This is a genomic window from Legionella gresilensis (assembly GCF_900639865.1).
GTDB classification, from domain to species: Bacteria; Pseudomonadota; Gammaproteobacteria; order Legionellales; family Legionellaceae; genus Legionella_C; species Legionella_C gresilensis.
In genome coordinates, this window is sequence record NZ_CAAAHX010000008.1 from 110276 (window position 1) to 127442 (window position 17167).

Below are 17167 nucleotides of genomic sequence, written 5' to 3' on the forward strand. Positions count from 1 at the left end.
GAGCGAAGTAATAGATCACCTTATGTCGGCAACTTAAGAACTGCCCTATCCTTCCCGAGTAGGCGGGAATCCATTCCTGTGTAGGCACAGTACGGGTGTAGGGATGGATTTCTTGATTTCGCGGAAATGACAAAATCAGAAAGTTGTCGCCGTAACATTATCTATTATGAAGAGAAAGCTAAAGTCTAAAAATATTTAAATGTTACATTGCTAATTAAGTTTAAAGCTTGCTATTTCTGTCAGTTAAACCAGGTATTATTTCTAAATTTTTTATCCTTATCTTTTGCCTTCTACTTAATAACTGAAATTAATGTTTTTTTACATGTTTCATTAACCGTTTTTTTCGTTTAAGTTGTCTTGGCGTTAATTTATTTTTTTTATCTTTGAAAGGGTTAACGCTACCTTTAAATTCTAACTTTAATGGCGTGCCTACAAGCCCCAGCTGGGTAGTAAAATTATTAATTAAATATCGCTTATAACTATCCGGTAAAGAATCTAGCTGATTACCATGAATCACAATGATAGGTGGATTATGGCCACCTACATGAGCATAGCGAAGTTTAATCCTTCTACCTTGTACTAAAGGTGGCTGATGCTGATTAACTAAATCTTGCAATAAACGAGTTAACTTAGGTGTTGAAAAAGTCTGAATAGCACAAGCGTAAGCTTCATCTATGTCTTTAAATAAAAGACCTACACCACTACCATGTAAGGCAGAAATAAAACGCATCTTAGCAAAATTTGCAAATTGTAGCCGGCGAGCCAATTCGTTTTTTACATGCTCTTTATGTTCTTCTTCTAAACCATCCCATTTATTAACTGCAATCACTAACGCTTTGCCAGATTCAATGATAAAGCCTAACAAATGCATATCTTGTTCAGTTAATCCTTCTGTAGCATCTAGAAGCATTAAACAGACATGAGACTCTCGAATTGATTGTAATGTTTTAATAACGGAGAATTTTTCTATTTTCTCATTAATTCGGGCTCGACGCCTAATACCTGCTGTATCAACAAGAATATATTGCTTTTCATTGCGACTAAATGGAATAGCGATACTATCCCGCGTTGTCCCTGGCATGTCATAAACTACAACCCTTTCTTCACCTAAAATACGATTAACCAAAGTTGACTTGCCTACATTTGGGCGGCCAACAAAGGTAATCTTGATTGCTTGGCTACTAGTCTCTGATTCAACACTTACATCAAATTCAGCGGTCAAAATTTTAAGGAAATGTTCTATTCCCTGCCCATGTGCTGATGAAATAGAATGTATATTATTAAAACCTAGACGTTGAAATTCAGCGCAAGCAATTTGTTCATCTAAACCTTCTGACTTATTTACTAAAAGAAAAACCGGCTTATTTAATTTACGCAAGGCTTTTGCAATATTCTCATCAATACCTGTAAGACCCGCTCTGCCATCTACTAAAAATAAAACAACATTTGCTTCATCAAGCGCTGTAGCAGATTGCTTAGACATTAATTCATCAACGGCAATATCATCGACACCAATACCACCCGTATCAACAACTATAAATGGTTTATCTTCAAATACTGCTTCGCCATATTGGCGATCTCGCGTTAAACCAGGAAAATCAGCAACCAATGCATTTTGTGTGCGAGTTAAACGGTTAAATAAAGTCGATTTACCTACATTAGGCCGACCTACTAAAGCTACAACAGGAATCATATTAACCTACAGTGAAATGACTTAATTTGCCATTGCTAGTCATAACATAAATATTATTACCAGAAACACTAGGTGCTACGTAGATAGCACTACCTAAATTTGTACGCGAAATAAACTCGCCAGTCTCAGTGGATAAAACATGTAATATACCTGTCTTATCCCCAACAATTAAATAATTACCCATTAAAACAGGTTCTGTTAAATGTCGCGCTTTTAAAGCATCTTGCTTCCATTCCACCTGGCCATTTTTCTTATTAAAAGCCCAAATCACATCATCACTATCTGTCATAAAGAGAGTTTTATTTTTAAGCGCTAGATTGGTATAAGTTGAAGCAGGTTTACGCCAAAGAAACTGCCCATCTGATAATGATAGAGCACCCACATAACCTTGATAGCTTGCAATTAAAGCAACATCACCTTGAACGATTGGATCAGCATCAATATCTACTAAGCGTTCAACATCACTAGAGCCACTAGCAAAAGCAATACTTCGTTGCCATAAAACTTGCCCTGTTTGAATATCAACCGCATCCATTTTTCCATCTGAGTAACCAACTAAAACAGTATTATTATTAAGAATGATCGGTGAAGAGCTAGCTTTTAATATTAAATTTGGGGCACCATGCTCTGATACCCAAAGCTTATTTCCTGTTTTTAGATCAAATGCATATAAATTACCATCAATTGTTTTAGCAATGACTTTATTTTGTGCGATAGCAGCCTGACCTAGCACATCACTTGAAACCTTACTATGCCATAGCTCTTCTCCATTTGCTTGATTTAGAGCAAGAATACTTGAAGAATCGGTGCTGAGGATTATTAATCCTTGAGAAATTGTAGGTCCACTAACTACACCCATGGCTAATTTTTTAGACCAAATTACCTTACCCGTTTTTTTATCCACTGCTTCAACAGCACCATTACTATCAGCCATGTAAACATTGTTTTCATAAATAACCGGCTTTAATTTTAAATACGCTGTTTTATTTTTTTGGCCAGATCCTACTGAAACGGACCATTTTTCCCTTAATTGCGCTTTATCTGCAACAGGCTCTAAAGCCTGAGGCATAGGCGTATTATCTTTACCCAACATATAATCATCAATTTTTGTGCAACCTACCAAGGAAAGCGACATAAACAAAGAATAAAGTGTTGTTCTTTTCAGATTTAACATAAAACCTCTTACACTGTTTTCGAAACGTGATTATCTATAGTTTGGGCTAACGCAGCTAATTCATTAGTTTTCATTTCTAAATAAAGATTGCCCATACCTTGCGTACGTACTTCGGAAATAGCCTTTTTATAAAAATTAATTGCTTGTTGATATTGGCCTGTTTCTGTATAGATATCACCTTTAAGTTCATTGACTATGGGAATATAAGCTAAATCATCAACCTTACCTAATTCAGCAAGTGCTTTATCGTATGACTTTTGAGCAGTATAAACTCTAGCAATACGAATACGCGCAACATCCTTTAGAGGCTTCACTGGACAATGATTTGCAACATAATCTAGAAGCTGACTTGCTTTATTAAAGTTTTCCTTGGCAACATATAATTTTGCTAATGTTAACCGCGCGGCATGCGCATAAACCGTATTACTATATTCTTTTATTAGTTGATTAGCATATGTCTTAACATTTTTATCGTCCTGATTTGAAAAGGCTATCATTAAGTGTTCATAAGCATTCGATGCTTCTGTAATCACTTTTTCTTTATGCCAATGCCAATACTTATAACCAGATAGACTAAGTAATAAAAGAGAAAGCACGATGGTAATTAGCGTACTATATTTATGCCACCACTTCTTAATTGCTTCCAATTGCTCTTCTTCTGTCATATATACTGACATGCTTCTTATCTCCCATAAAGGACTGTATAGCGTTCGCTATAGAAATTAATAGTTAACGTTATACTTAGTTTTAAATCACGATAAATAGTATTTAACTAGGGCGTATAGTTAATTCATTCTTCAAATCACCTAAAGCATACATTTCAAAGTAAAAATCTTTTTAAAACAATCATGGTTTAGAATGTATAATCTTGTAAATAGTTAATTAATTCATTTTGTGAAATAGTGACTTGCTGGTCATTATTACGCAAGTTTTTAATACTAATTAGGTTATTCTTTACCTCATCATCACCAAGAATAAGCGCTATATCTGCACCTGCTTTATCAGCTTTTTTAAACTGACTTTTAAAACTTCCCCCGGATGTATTGGTAATGATTTGCCATGTTTTGTCATAATCATGTAATTGTTCAGCAATAATAAGCGCTTGCTGTAAGCCATCATTATCTGTGGCAATTAAAAATAGACTTGGTAGCGATTTAGAGGCTAAGCTAACAGCTACGGTTTCCATTAATAGTAGTAATCGCTCCGCACCCATCGCAAATCCCACAGCGGGTGTTGCATTACCTCCTAATTGATTAATTAAGGAGTCATACCGACCACCAGCGCAAACTGTTGCTTGGCTACCAAGCTTATCAGTTACCCACTCAAACACCGTATGCCCATAATAATCTAAACCACGTACAAGCAATGGGTTAACCTCATAATCTATTCCCATTTTATCTAAACCAGCGCACAAGCTAAAGAAATGTTGTTTGCTATCTTCACCTAACGAGTCTATAAGTTTAGGCGCTTCACTAAGTAAAGCCTGCATATCCGGATTTTTACTATCTAGTATTCGTAAAGGATTTTTTGTTAAACGTCGTTGGCTATCCTCATCTAATTTATTGTAATGCTTATTAAAAAAAGAAACCAATTGTTCTTTATAGGATTGGCGCTCACTTAACTCACCTAAGGTGTTAATTTGCAAGCAAACTGCATTACCTAGCCCTAATTCGTGCCAGAGACGTTTACAAATAGCAATTAATTCTAGCTCAATCCCAACTCCTGCTATTCCTAGCGCTTCAACCCCTAATTGATTAAATTGTCGATAACGACCTTTTTGTGGCCGCTCATAGCGAAACATAGGACCAATATACCAAAGCTTTTGTTGTTGATTGTATAAAAGACCATGTTCTAGGCAAGCTCTAAGGCAACCTGCGGTTCCTTCAGGACGTAATGTTATACTATCACCGTTTAAATCTTGAAAAGTATACATTTCCTTTTCAACAATATCTGTCACTTCACCTATCGTACGTTTAAATAGGGAGGTATTTTCGATAAGAGGGAAACGTATTTCTTGATAAGCATAACTAGTTAGGCAATTTATAAAAGTTTGCTCCAATAATCTCCATGCACCCGTTTCATGAGGTAAAATATCATTCATACCCCGTATTGCACGAACTTTTTCAACCACTCTGCTTCTCCACTACATCATCATTGTCATTGTCGCTTGTGGCAAACATGGACTGCATTCTTGAAAGGGCTGTTAGTTTTGTTTCAGGCACTTCATTTTGTGCATTTATAGTAGGTTTGACTGGGTTTACTGTTTCTTGATGCTTAGTAAACACAGGCTGCATACTATCTTTATTTTTCTGCCACCATAAACCAATAGCAATTATCGCTGCAATAGCCACAAACCCTGTAAACCAACGCACGAAACGCTCGCCTTTATTTGTTTCTCGCCTACTTTGCCATAAAGCTTTTTCAGGTTTCCGCTCAAAGGTATAGCGACTATTAAAAACTTGTAGAAAAGGTTCAGGAGAAACGCCTAATAATTTTGCATAAGCACGCAGATAACCTTTTATAAACACTGGCTCTGGCATATTGTCATAATCATCAGATTCTAATAACTCAATTACTTTTACTCTTAAATGCAATTTTCCTGCTACATACTCTTGAGTAAACCCCTTTTTTTCGCGAAGTCGCGCTAATTGCAAACCTGGACTGTCAGATGTTTGATTCACCTCATCCATTATTATTGTTGTACTCATTTATTACTCCAGACTTATTCGTTAAGTAAGAAAATCTACTTAACCGTAACTTATAATCAGCTTCTAAATCAGCTTTTCCTGCTTTATTCGCCACTTCTGCAGCCAATCTTAATAAAGCTTGATCATTTAGTGATATTTCATGATATTTTTGCAGGTAAGCCAGTGCTTTTTCAGGTTTACTTTGCTTTAGCTGAATAGATACTAATTCAACGAGTGACTGTTTACGTCCTGGATCTTGCTCTAAAGCTTTTAGAAAATAATTTTCTGCTTTTTCATAATCTGGAATAGCGGCAGCACACAAACCCGCATTTTCATAAGCACCAGAAGTATGAATATACTTAACATCATTTACAGCTTTAAGAAAATAATTTTCTGCCTCTTGGTAAGAACCAATACGGCAAAGAAAGGTACCGTAATTATTTAACTGCACACCACTGTCAGGCGCTAGAGCAAGCGCTTTTTTATAAAAGACTTTAGCTTCATTGATTTCGCCTGTTTTTTCCATATAAAACGCCATTGCTGCATTTGCTTCAGGCGATTTTGGTGATAACTCTAAAGCTTTAAGAAGTTTCTTTTTTGCCCTAGGGCGGTTACCTTTCTGAAGATAGCCTAAACCTAGCTGAATATTATAAGCTGCGGTATTATTACGCTTAGTAACCTGCAAAGCTTTTTCAGCCTTCTCTTCACTATTAATTTGGCATCCCTGTAAGCCTACTAGAATTAGTAAAAATAATAACTGTACTACTTTAAACAAAGTACTATCCATCCTGCTTCATTATTAATTGGGCATTATAACCGCGAATAGTAAAATTAAAAAAGACTATTCTTAGTCAAAAAACTTTCATCTCTACTAATCTAGCTATAAGTAATAGCCAGGAGGCAAATTCTATAATAGGTCACTTGATAAACAACATGATTGTAAACTTATTTAGTCACAGGTTATTACATCCTTCGCTTTTTTTCTAACAACAAGTGTGCCTTTTTCATTTTTTGATATTGATTATCGTTTATCACCTTATGATAAAAAGAGAGGAAAATTCGAGCCGATTGCGCTTTGGGGGAAATTTCAGAATTACTATCCTGCGCTTTTATTGTCCCATCTTTATTATACTTACGTCCATCAGCATGATTGGCATAGCGTCTTGAGCGCGTAAAACCCATTTGAAGAAATTTTCTTGTCATATCCATGCCCACAAAATCATTGTTTTCACGATAGTTTAGATATAAATCATAAATCTCTTCGGCAGATTTTTGCGCAACTTCAGGTGTTTTAAATCGCCAACGAGGAAGAATTTCACTTTTATAAGGTTCAGCAATTAATACACCCTGCTCGCCCTTCCCAATGGTGTAAAGCTCGGGATGCGCTCTAAAGTCTATATTACGATACTTATTAGTATAAGTAGTCTTATTCATATCATTTAACTTTATTTAATAATTAAAAATTTTAGCTAATTTTACTTAAAAGATCGTTGTCTTTGAGTAAATTTATCGCATACAAACCAGCAACTAACTTTGTACTAACTAATCATTACTGGTAGCACCCTTTACCGGCCTACGTCCTGCGGCTTGTCCGCAGGATCCAGTGATAGGGCTGATTCCTAGATCCCACGAACAAGTCGCGGAACTTAGACATAGAATTAAGCTAGCCTAACTAACTATAACCGTACCCTGGATGAAACATAGCGAAGGTAGTAACTTTTTTGAATTTTAATTCAAAACAGTTGCTACTAGATAGGACCATCAGTAACCTAAAATAAATATTTTTACTGTTCTTATTGTTTTGCAGTATCAAGCGGTTTGAAATGTAGTTTTTGCCATCTTGACGAACGACTAGTTTTATCTTTCACGGAACCTGCCAATTGACCGCATGCTGCATCAATGTCATCCCCTCGCGTTTTACGAGTAATTGTATTAATGCCTTTCGCCATTAAAATATCACGGAATTTATTAATTGTAGCTTCTGGGGAGCGTTCATATTGCGTTAAGGGGAAAGGGTTAAATGGAATTAAATTAACCTTTGCAGGTATATTATGGAGAAGTTTCACTAACTGGAAAGCATGTTCAGGTTGATCATTGACGCCTTTAAGCATGACATATTCAAAGGTCACTTTGCGACGTGGCTCATCTTTAAAATAACGTTTACAAAGTGCCATTAATTCAGCAAGAGGATACTTTTTATTAATTGGAACTAATTCATTGCGCAATTTATCATTTGGTGCATGCAGGGAAACAGCTAACGCAACTGGGCTTACTTCTCGCAAACGTTCTAAATCAGGTAATACACCTGATGTACTGAGAGTAACTCTGCGTTTAGATAGACCATAAGCAAAATCATCCATCATAATATCCATCGCAGTCACTACATTATCAAAATTAAGTAAGGGCTCGCCCATACCCATCATCACCACATTGGTGACTTGCTTATCATGGATACCCTTATTTTTTGAAAGTTCACGTACCGCCAACCATACTTGCCCAATGATCTCAGCGGTCGATAAATTGCGATTAAAACCTTGCTTAGCAGTCGAGCAAAAACTACAATTTAATGCGCAGCCTACCTGGGAAGATACACAAAGGGTCCCACGGTTTTTTTCAGGAATAAAAACTGTTTCAATACAATTATTACACTCAAGTTTTAATAGCCATTTATAGGTGCCATCATTTGATTTCTGCCAGGAAGTGATCTCTGGTAAACGAATTTCAGCAACTTCAGATAATCGTTCACGAAGCGATTTACCAAGGTTAGTCATTTGAGAGAAATCATCAAAACCATATTGATGAATCCATTGCATAACTTGTTGGGCACGAAATGGTTTTTCACCTAATTGGTGAAAAAATTCTCGCATCTGTTGATAGTTAAAATTCAACAAGTTAATCTTATTACCCATAACCATCCTCAAAATCTACTACCTAACTTAAGTTTAGCAATTTGTCAGTAGTATCGATCAAATTATATATAGCCGGTTAACAATTGCTTTATCCCAACCTGCCATGGCTTAGCTACGCCGTCCCGAAATCATAGGTTCCGCGGACAAACCGCGGAAGGTAGTCGTTTTAAAGCATTGAAAATGAATTATTAACAGGTTTTACTAGTTATTATCACTCACAGTTTATTGTCTTACACAAATTTCATGTGGTTCAAAGAAAAAGGCTATTTCCTGCGCTGCTGTTTCAGCGCTATCTGAACCATGTACAGCGTTAGCATCAATGCTGTCAGCGAAATCAGCACGAATGGTTCCTTTAGCTGCTTCTTTTGGATTCGTAGCACCCATAATTTCACGATTTTTAGCAATCGCATTTTCACCATGTAAGACTTGAATCATAACAGGGCCAGAAATCATAAAAGTCACTAAATCATTAAAAAAAGGACGCTCTTTATGCACTGCATAAAAACCTTCTGCTTGCTCACGTGTCAATTGTGCCATTTTTGCAGCAACAATATTTAAGCCAGCATTTTCAAAACGCGTATAAATTTCACCAATTACTGATTTTTTCACAGCGTCAGGCTTAATTATAGACAAAGTAAATTCAGCAGCCATTCATGTACTCCATGATTAATTAAAAGGCGCTATTATACATGAACAATTATCAATATGGATAATATTAATTCGCAGTCAGGGTAAAATCCTGTTTTGTAAATAAGAATGAAGCTCGGGAAGAATAAAATTTTACTACGTTCAGCTTTGTCGTTTCCCTAAAGATAGGAACCTATCCAACAAGAGCCAACCGGGCACGGTTGATAAATGGGTTCCCGCCTGCGCGGGAAAACAAGAATGACAGTTATCAATTAACTCTCAGTGTCACCTAAATTAGTATTAAAAAACAGAGATTCTTTATTTTCTGCTTCCTGAGCTAAATCAAGACGATAATCGGGTAATAAATAAATAATATCTTTCGCGCGTAAAATTAAATTATAAAAATTATCGCGAAATTCACGTAATCGCTTGCCAATATAACTCACTTGCTCAGCAAAATCAGCAAGGTTATTATCAAAATCCTCAGTATAATCACCAAGATCGCTAAGTTTATCAAGGATTTGGTTTCTGAGTTCTTCATTAAGTGGGGTGTTTAAAATTTTTTCTGTACGCTGCCAAGCGTCAGGTTTAGTTAATGTATTCGCTTTAAAATTAAAATTACATAATAAGGCTGGAAGCGCTTGATTAATAACTTCTTCACCTATAGAAAGGCCTCCTACTTGCAGGTCTCTCTTGATTTCCCTAACAATAGCCATTAGCTTTTTATGCCAATCATTAGCTCTTTCTATTAACTTTGCTTGGCTGTGGGCAATTAATTTTTCATGCTCAAGTTCAAGTTCATGAAATTCTGCGTTTAAATTAATTAAAATCTGCCTTTCTTTTTCTAAATCATTCCTTGCCCCCTCACCCGGCGTGCCCTCTTCTCGGCTGCTTTCACCCGACAATAAATAATCAATTATTAGTTTTTGGGCATAAAGCTGGTAATCTTGCACTTGCTGTAAAATGATACCATTGAAAACATGCCGTAAAGGCAGCCGCAATAATTGATGATAAAAAGTCTCGGGGGTTTTTAATGCACAGAGCAAATCTTCTTGTTGTAAATTTATTCTATAGCGTTCAAGAATACGTTGTGCAGTAATTAAGCCGTAGGTTGAAAACCATCCAGATAACTCATTTTCTGATTGTTCACTCATTATCAATCCAACTTGATTTTACAATTATGTATGATATAACGCCGCCTATATTACTTATTTTTTATTTTATATGCTAAGCGTACCTCTTCAAAGTATACCTGATTTTTCGTCTTTTTTACGCGTATCTACGCCATTAGCGTGGCTTGAAATAGCGATAGAAAATATTCCATTGTTGCTGCTTGATCATGCCCATTGCGAACGCAAAGCTGCTGCTAATGCCATAAATTTTATGAGTAAGTATCCAGGCTATCCAGAATTAGTCAATATGATGTCACCTTTAGCACGGGAAGAATTACTTCATTTTGAAAAGGTTCTGACTATTATGGCTGAACGAAATATTGCTTTTGGCCCTTTACCACCATCAAATTATGCCCAGCAACTCCATTTTTTAGCAACTAAGCAAAATACACCTGAACGTTTATGCGATTTATTATTAATTGGCGCCATCATTGAAGCCCGCTCTTGTGAACGCTTTAATGCCTTAGTGCCTAAACTAACTAGCGAACCTCAATTAGCACGGTTTTATGCAACTCTGGTAAAAGCAGAAGCACGACATTTTGAAGATTATTTAAAGCTTGCTCATTTATATGGTAAACATACTGAAAAGCGTTTAGATTATTTTCTTAGTGTTGAAAATGAATTGATTTTAGGTTCAGATACCGTATTCCGCTTTCATAGCGGAATACCAGCTTTATCCACCTAACCTTGGAGAAGGCGCGTCAGGCGCTTTATCAATATTTAATTTGTATGTACCTGAAAAGAAGGCTTTAAGTCCCTCATCATCATCCTGGTTAACTTCTTTAAACTTAGCAGTCGTCATCTTCTCATTAGTTTGAGCGTTAGTGACAACACCTGTGTCCTTATCTACAGTATATCCACGCTGTTCAAGCCAGGCAGCTACACCCATATCAAAATATTGTTTTATTGCCTCTTGTTTTGGATCATCTGGGGAAACCAATTTATTATTTAAATATAATTGGGTTTTTAAAACACCGTTGTCATCCACACTGATATCAAATTTTATTGGTTCTGATGGCTTCTTATGAAGTTTATTTTTTACGGCTTCCCCTACCCAGGTTAAACCTTCTTTTACAAGCGAAGGTGAATGATACGATGCTTTGGAAAGTGTACACATAGCAGCAAAAATTTCCATAATACCTGTATGCCACTCTATATAGGAATTCTGCCCAGAGGGTGTGGTAAATTCCTTGGCTTTTGACTTAATCAGCTCCCAATAAGGAACTTTGTTACCTTTGCTATCTGTCTCCTCACTTAATGCTGCCTGACCGGCTTCAAATCTTGCGTTCCGAGACACTGCTTGATAGGCTCGATTGGCCTCAACCTCGGATAGGCAAATCATCTTGTGTAAGTTTTCTTTTATTTGCTTATTTCTTTCTGCTATTTCTTGTGGACTATGCATAGTAATAAACCTTTAACGATTATATTTGGTTAAAATAAAAACCTTTTGATCTATGATAACACAATATTTTTGGCTTGTCATCCCAGTCACTCAACACATATTGCTCAAATTGAGCATCCTGAAAAGTATGTTCTGTTAAGCCAGGCTGATGTGTATGACCATGAATAATGATCTTGACTTGATGTTGCTGCATATGACGTAACATGGCTTTAGGCTCAATAGCCATCATAACTGGTGATTTAACACGATTATTCTGACTATGCTGCCTTACACGCTGGACCATTTTTTGCCTTATTTTTTTCGGTATACATAAAAATAGTGAAGTAAATAAGGCATTACGTGTTAATTTACGAAATCGCTGATGCGCTTTATCATAGATACAATACCGATCGCCATGAACTAATAAAACAGGTCTGCCTGCTAAAGTTATAATCGTAGGCTCTGTTAATAATGTCATACCTGCCTTCGCTGCAAATTGTCTTCCAACTAAAAAATCTCGATTACCATGCATGAAAAATACATTAATTCCTTGATTTACTAGCGATTTAAGTGCAGTCGCAATATCTAGACTCCACTCCTCTAGCGTGTCATCACCAGCCCAAGCATGAAAAAAATCACCTAATATATATACAGTGCGTGTACTTACAGCCGCCCAACTAATAAAAGATTTAAACCGGTCATAGATTAACTCTTCATGCGGATGAAGATGTAAATCTGAAATAAATACAGCTTCTAACATAGTGGCTCAATTAAAATATGCTCGTCTTGCAAGAAAATTTGGCAAGGCTTATCTAGTGGCTGAATTGCGTCACTTAACCGATAAAACCCTGCAATAGAAACAAGTTCTGCTTCCAATGATTGACAAAAAATACGGGCATTTTTATCACCAGAGATACCAGCCAAGGCGCGGCCACGTAAAGCGCCATAAATATGAATATTACCATCAGCCAATAATTCAGCCCCATGACTCACAGAAGCAGTGATAATAAGATCGCCGCCCTTACTAACAACTTGTTGTCCTGAGCGCACCGGGCTGGTTAATAATTTTGTCTTTGTCTCATCAGAACTTACCATCGCCGTTTCTTCACTTACTATTTGCTCTGTAGAAGTATCAGCCAATGGCTTATCATGCGAAGAAGAGGCATACAAAACAGCCATACCCCGTGATTGAGCTAATGTTGCAATAAATGAATTAGCACCTTGAATTCCAACTGGGAAAATACTATGCAAACGTAGATATTGACAAAAGGCGTCTAAATCAAGGTCTTCATTTTGTAAGGCACTACAATCAATAACAACTGGCGTTTTATTGAACAATTTAGGCGCCTGTGCTACAACTTCATCTAATTGCTGAGCAAATAAATCTTTATCTGTACTTAGCAATTGAAGGACCGTAAAGGTATATAATCTACCTTTAAGCTTAAATACTTGTGTTTTCAATGAATTATCTATCATGCTTACAATATCCATGGCCTCCATTTTTGTTTATACTAACACGTGGGGATTCATAACAGAAGGACATCATCGTGGAGAAAATTTGGTTAAAAAATTATCAGCAAGGCGTACCCCATGAAATTGATCCTAGTCAATTTAGCTCGCTAATCGAATTATTTGAGAAATCTTGTCAACAATTTGCTGATCGGGTTGCTTATGTTAATTTAGGTTATCAATTAACTTATGCACAATTAGAAAAAAAGAGCAGGCAATTTGCCCATTTTCTTCAAAGCCTTGGGTTAAAAAAAGGATCACGTGTTGCAATCATGATGCCTAATCTATTGCAATATCCAATTGCTTTATTTGGCATACTCAGAGCAGGATTGATTGTTGTTAATACTAATCCTTTATATACAGCCGATGAAGTTATTCATCAAATGAATGACTCAGGCGCAGAAGTCCTGATCGTTTTAGCGAATTTTGCAAAGACAGTAGAAAAGGCATTACCCCATACAACGATCAAACATGTAATTGTCACTGAGGTTGGTGATGTTTTATCGCCTATAAAGCGAACCATTGTTAATATGGTTGTTAAATACGTTAAAAAAATGGTTCCAGCTTATAAGTTACCACAAGCGATAAAATTTAATGCTACTTTTAAGCATAAAGCAGATAAACCTCTAACCATCCCACCACTTAGCCATAAAGATATTGCCTTTCTACAATATACAGGCGGGACCACAGGCGTTGCTAAAGGTGCCGTTTTAACTCATGGCAATATGGTCGCGAATGTCTTACAAGCTTATTCCTGGATCAAACCTTTAGACCTTACTAAACAAGATATTATTGTTACAGCTTTACCTCTCTATCATATTTTTTCTTTGACCGCTAATTGCTTAACCTTTATAAAAATAGGCGCTAAAAATATTTTAATAACTAATCCTCGCGATATCCCACATTTTATTGATGAAATAAAGAATAGTAAATTTACAGCACTTACTGGCGTAAATACCTTATTTAATGCTTTATTAAATCATTCCAAATTCAAAGAAATTGATTTTTCCCATGTTAAGCTTACCCTTTCAGGTGGTATGGCTTTACAAAAAAGTGTCGCAAAAAAATGGCATGACATGACTAAAACTCGCATCTTAGAAGCTTATGGTTTAACAGAAACTTGCCCTGCGGTAACCATTAATCCTATGTATCTTGAAGATTATAATGGCAGCATCGGTCTTCCCCTACCGTCAACAGAAGTATCTATTCGTGATGATAGCGGGAAAGAGCTTGATATCAATGAAATCGGTGAGCTTTGTGTAAAGGGGCCTCAAGTCATGGCCGGTTACTGGCAACGCCCTGATGAAACAGCCCTCGTTATGACCGAAGATGGGTTCTTAAAAACAGGCGATATTGCTAGAATAGATGAGAATGGTTACATTTATTTAGTCGACAGAAAGAAAGATTTAATTATTGTTTCAGGATTTAACGTTTATCCTAATGAAGTTGAACAAGTCATTAGTCAACATCCTGGCGTTCTTGAAGTAGGCGTCATCGGTGTAAAAAATGACAGAGTTGGCGAGCGCGTTAAAGCATGTGTCGTAAAACGGGATGAAAAACTAACACCAGAAGACCTTATTGCCCACTGCCGTGAACACCTAACTTCCTATAAAGTACCTAAAGAAATTGAATTTTACAAAGAATTACCTAAAACAAATGTAGGTAAAATCTTAAGACGAGCTTTACATTAATAGCCATAAACCTCTACTAAAGGGCAGCTGCTTTTGACGTAATATATGGCAAAGTTAGCTGTTCTATTAAATATTAGAAAGCTTGATATATTGTTCACAAAATAGTGAATCCTTGTGAACAGTTAATGGCGTCAACTTAAGAATAGCTTTGTCATTCCCGCGTAGGCGGGAATCCATCTTTATGCAGGCACAGTGCGAGTGTTCAGATAGATTTCCGCCTACGCGGAAATGACAAAATCTTTAAGTTGACGTTATTAGGTGAATAGTTAAATTTACGATTAAGTTACGAAAAAAATGGCAAAAAAAGCGCAGCATTAGCTATCTATGTGAGCAATTTTTTGCTATTTTTTTCTCGCAAGATGCTCCAAATACAGCTGTTCGGGGAATAAGGCTGAATGATTAAGATTGAAGACCTTGTAAGTACGCATGCGTCGATCTTGCCAACGCCTGCAAGTTATATCCTCCTTCAAGCACTGAAATGATAGTATCATTTGCATACCGATTAGCAATTTCACTTAATTTTTTGCCTAACCAAAAGAAATCCTCTTCATCTAAATTTAGACCACCTATAGGATCTTGATGATGCGCATCAAAGCCCGCTGAAACAAATAAAATTTCAGGTCTAAATTGCTCAAGACGTGGCAGAAATACCCTTTCAAACTGCTGACGATAGTCCTTACCTCTAGTAGCTGCTGCTAAAGGTAAATGCGCAATAATTGGATGTTCAATAATAACGGGATCAAAAGGATAAAAAGGATACTGGAAAGACGAACAAAACAATACATGTGGATTACTTTGTATCATGTTTTGTGTTCCGTTACCATGATGTACATCAAAATCAACTATACCGATACGTTGTACTTGATATTTTTGTATAGCATATAAAACCCCACAAGCAAGATTATTAAGAAAACAAAAACCCATTGCTTGCGCACGCATCGCGTGATGGCCAGGCGGCCTAATTAAGCAAAATACTTTTTTTGCTTCATTTTGATAAATTTTATCAACTGCATCAATGACACTCCCTGCTGCATGCAGGGCTGCTGTTAAGGTTTGTGTATTCATAATAGCGTCTGAACCAACAGAAATATAACCCTCAGTCGGCGCTGACGAATCTAACCTTTTTAAATAAGGCAAAGCGTGAATGCTTTCTAAAAATTGATAAGAAATAGCCTTGGAATCATGCCAGTTTAATGGCAATGCAGATGTTTTTAACTCATCAATTAATACACTAAGTCGCGCTGGAGATTCTGGGTGCCCATGGCCCATTTCATGCAAAAGACAGCTGCTATGGGTGATTAAATGAATTATATCATTAGCCATTGGTATCTAAAGTAATAAGTTTTATTACACTATAGCAACTCCCCGCAAGTTAAATTTAATCTAGCGGCTATTTATTTTTACTTTAACACAATTGCATCATAATTCGTGCAGTTGCACCCCATACGAAACGCGTTTCTGCAGTAAATTGATAAGACATAAATTTAAACCCACGCCTTTCTACTTCTATTTTTTGATAATGATCTATGTTGCAGACTTTATCAATTGGAACTCGCAATACATCGGTCACCTCTTCACTAAGCACATAAGGTTCAATTGTTTCAATGGATGCCAACCAAGGATAGATTAGATAGCCAGTTAAGGTTTGCTCTGGTGTTAAGGATTTTAATAATGTGACACGCTCTGCCGTTATCCCTAATTCTTCTTGAAGCTCTCTTAATGCAGTAGCAAAGAGAGTTTTATCCTCCTCTTCCCATAGTCCGCCAGGAAAACATATTTCACCAGGATGATTTTTTAATTGACTACTACGCTCAGTCAGTATAATTGAATTAGTTACTCGTTCATGCAAAACAAGTACAGCTGCATTACGACGTTGCATGCGTTATCCTTTTAAACACTATTAATTTATTGATTAGAGCTTAAGTATAAGACAAGTTAAAATTGAAGAACTATTAAATAGCCTTTTTATCTAAGACTAGCACCCTGTTTCTTTAAACATATCTTATCTGCGCACAAACCTACTATTGTGTTATCTATTATCTTTCCAACTGCATCCTACGCATCTGCAAGATCTAATCCAGTGGTTAAACTCTGGATCCCGCGAACAAGTCGCGGAACGTAGGCGGGAGCATATTTTAATGCCTACTGTCTACCTACTTTCTATTGGTAAGATTACTTCTCTACCTACGTCCTGCAGCTTTTCCGCAGGACTCATTTAGGCAATTAGCAACTGGATTTCTACAAAGCAAGTCACGGAAAGTTATTGGGCGGAATATGTCAATACCTAATTCTATTGGCAAGAATACTTTTACGCCTACGTTCCG

At 36.6% G+C, this 17167-nt stretch carries 17 protein-coding genes; 2 read left to right on the forward strand and 15 right to left on the reverse strand.

Annotated elements, in window-relative coordinates:
• Window positions 1-307: 307 nt before the first annotated feature.
• The 10 genes from der to E1P04_RS11435 all read right to left on the reverse strand — a co-directional run bounded on the left by der (window position 308) and on the right by E1P04_RS11435 (window position 10244).
• Window positions 308-1693, reverse strand: a complete 1386-nt coding sequence (gene der, locus E1P04_RS11390; RefSeq protein ID WP_131783030.1) for a ribosome biogenesis GTPase Der — start codon at window positions 1691-1693, stop codon at window positions 308-310.
• A gap of 1 nt (window position 1694) precedes the next feature.
• Window positions 1695-2867, reverse strand: a complete 1173-nt coding sequence (gene bamB, locus E1P04_RS11395) for an outer membrane protein assembly factor BamB (RefSeq protein WP_131783031.1) — start codon at window positions 2865-2867, stop codon at window positions 1695-1697.
• Window positions 2868-2875: 8 nt separating this feature from the next.
• Window positions 2876-3544 (reverse strand): YfgM family protein, encoded by a 669-nt coding sequence (locus E1P04_RS11400; protein WP_131783032.1) that lies wholly within the window; start codon window positions 3542-3544, stop codon window positions 2876-2878.
• A 176-nt stretch (window positions 3545-3720) separates the two neighbouring features.
• Window positions 3721-4968 carry a histidine--tRNA ligase gene (gene hisS / locus E1P04_RS11405; RefSeq protein ID WP_242604450.1) on the reverse strand — a complete coding sequence of 416 codons (1248 nt, stop codon included), beginning with the start codon at window positions 4966-4968 and terminating at the stop codon, window positions 3721-3723.
• 22 nt (window positions 4969-4990) lie between these two features.
• Entirely contained in the window at window positions 4991-5575 is a 585-nt protein-coding gene (locus E1P04_RS11410) for a helix-turn-helix domain-containing protein (RefSeq protein ID WP_131783034.1), read from the reverse strand.
• Window positions 5550-6341: a type IV pilus biogenesis/stability protein PilW gene (gene pilW / locus E1P04_RS11415; protein ID WP_165482759.1), complete on the reverse strand. Its 792-nt coding sequence runs from the start codon at window positions 6339-6341 to the stop codon at window positions 5550-5552. Before pilW ends, E1P04_RS11410 begins: the two co-directional genes overlap by 26 nt.
• 176 nt (window positions 6342-6517) lie before the next feature.
• The gene (locus E1P04_RS11420) at window positions 6518-6988 is read right to left on the reverse strand and encodes a DUF4385 domain-containing protein (protein ID WP_131783035.1); all 471 of its coding nucleotides are present in this window, start codon (window positions 6986-6988) and stop codon (window positions 6518-6520) included.
• A gap of 359 nt (window positions 6989-7347) precedes the next feature.
• Window positions 7348-8463: a dual-specificity RNA methyltransferase RlmN gene (rlmN, locus tag E1P04_RS11425; protein WP_165482760.1), complete on the reverse strand. Its 1116-nt coding sequence runs from the start codon at window positions 8461-8463 to the stop codon at window positions 7348-7350.
• 222 nt (window positions 8464-8685) lie between these two features.
• Complete coding sequence (gene ndk, locus E1P04_RS11430; protein ID WP_131783037.1) at window positions 8686-9114, reverse strand: nucleoside-diphosphate kinase; 429 nt, start codon at window positions 9112-9114, stop codon at window positions 8686-8688.
• A gap of 248 nt (window positions 9115-9362) precedes the next feature.
• Window positions 9363-10244, reverse strand: coding sequence for a hypothetical protein (locus E1P04_RS11435; RefSeq protein ID WP_131783038.1), 882 nt, complete (start codon window positions 10242-10244; stop codon window positions 9363-9365).
• A 70-nt stretch (window positions 10245-10314) separates the two neighbouring features.
• Here E1P04_RS11435 and E1P04_RS11440 point away from each other — a divergent pair, with 70 nt between their 5' ends.
• Window positions 10315-10947 (forward strand): MiaE family protein, encoded by a 633-nt coding sequence (locus E1P04_RS11440; protein ID WP_131783039.1) that lies wholly within the window; start codon window positions 10315-10317, stop codon window positions 10945-10947.
• Here E1P04_RS11440 and E1P04_RS11445 read toward each other — a convergent pair.
• Genes E1P04_RS11445 through minC form a run of 3 tightly spaced genes read right to left on the reverse strand, consistent with a single transcriptional unit; the run spans window position 10936 to window position 13119 of the window.
• The gene (locus tag E1P04_RS11445) at window positions 10936-11664 is read right to left on the reverse strand and encodes a hypothetical protein (RefSeq protein WP_131783040.1); all 729 of its coding nucleotides are present in this window, start codon (window positions 11662-11664) and stop codon (window positions 10936-10938) included. The two genes, E1P04_RS11440 and E1P04_RS11445, sit on opposite strands and share 12 nt — an antisense overlap.
• A 19-nt stretch (window positions 11665-11683) precedes the next feature.
• On the reverse strand, window positions 11684-12403 hold the full coding sequence (locus E1P04_RS11450; protein ID WP_131783041.1) for a UDP-2,3-diacylglucosamine diphosphatase: 720 nt from the start codon (window positions 12401-12403) through the stop codon (window positions 11684-11686).
• Window positions 12397-13119 (reverse strand): septum site-determining protein MinC, encoded by a 723-nt coding sequence (gene minC / locus E1P04_RS11455; protein WP_131783092.1) that lies wholly within the window; start codon window positions 13117-13119, stop codon window positions 12397-12399. Before minC ends, E1P04_RS11450 begins: the two co-directional genes overlap by 7 nt.
• 71 nt (window positions 13120-13190) lie before the next feature.
• Between minC and E1P04_RS11460 the strand changes: the two genes are divergently transcribed.
• Window positions 13191-14843: an AMP-binding protein gene (locus E1P04_RS11460; RefSeq protein ID WP_131783042.1), complete on the forward strand. Its 1653-nt coding sequence runs from the start codon at window positions 13191-13193 to the stop codon at window positions 14841-14843.
• A gap of 399 nt (window positions 14844-15242) precedes the next feature.
• Here the strand turns inward: E1P04_RS11460 and E1P04_RS11465 are convergent, their stop codons facing one another.
• Both E1P04_RS11465 and E1P04_RS11470 read right to left on the reverse strand, forming a co-directional pair.
• Window positions 15243-16166: a histone deacetylase family protein gene (locus tag E1P04_RS11465; RefSeq protein WP_131783043.1), complete on the reverse strand. Its 924-nt coding sequence runs from the start codon at window positions 16164-16166 to the stop codon at window positions 15243-15245.
• Window positions 16167-16248: 82 nt separating this feature from the next.
• Window positions 16249-16722: an NUDIX hydrolase gene (locus tag E1P04_RS11470; protein WP_131783044.1), complete on the reverse strand. Its 474-nt coding sequence runs from the start codon at window positions 16720-16722 to the stop codon at window positions 16249-16251.
• Window positions 16723-17167 lie beyond the last annotated feature (445 nt).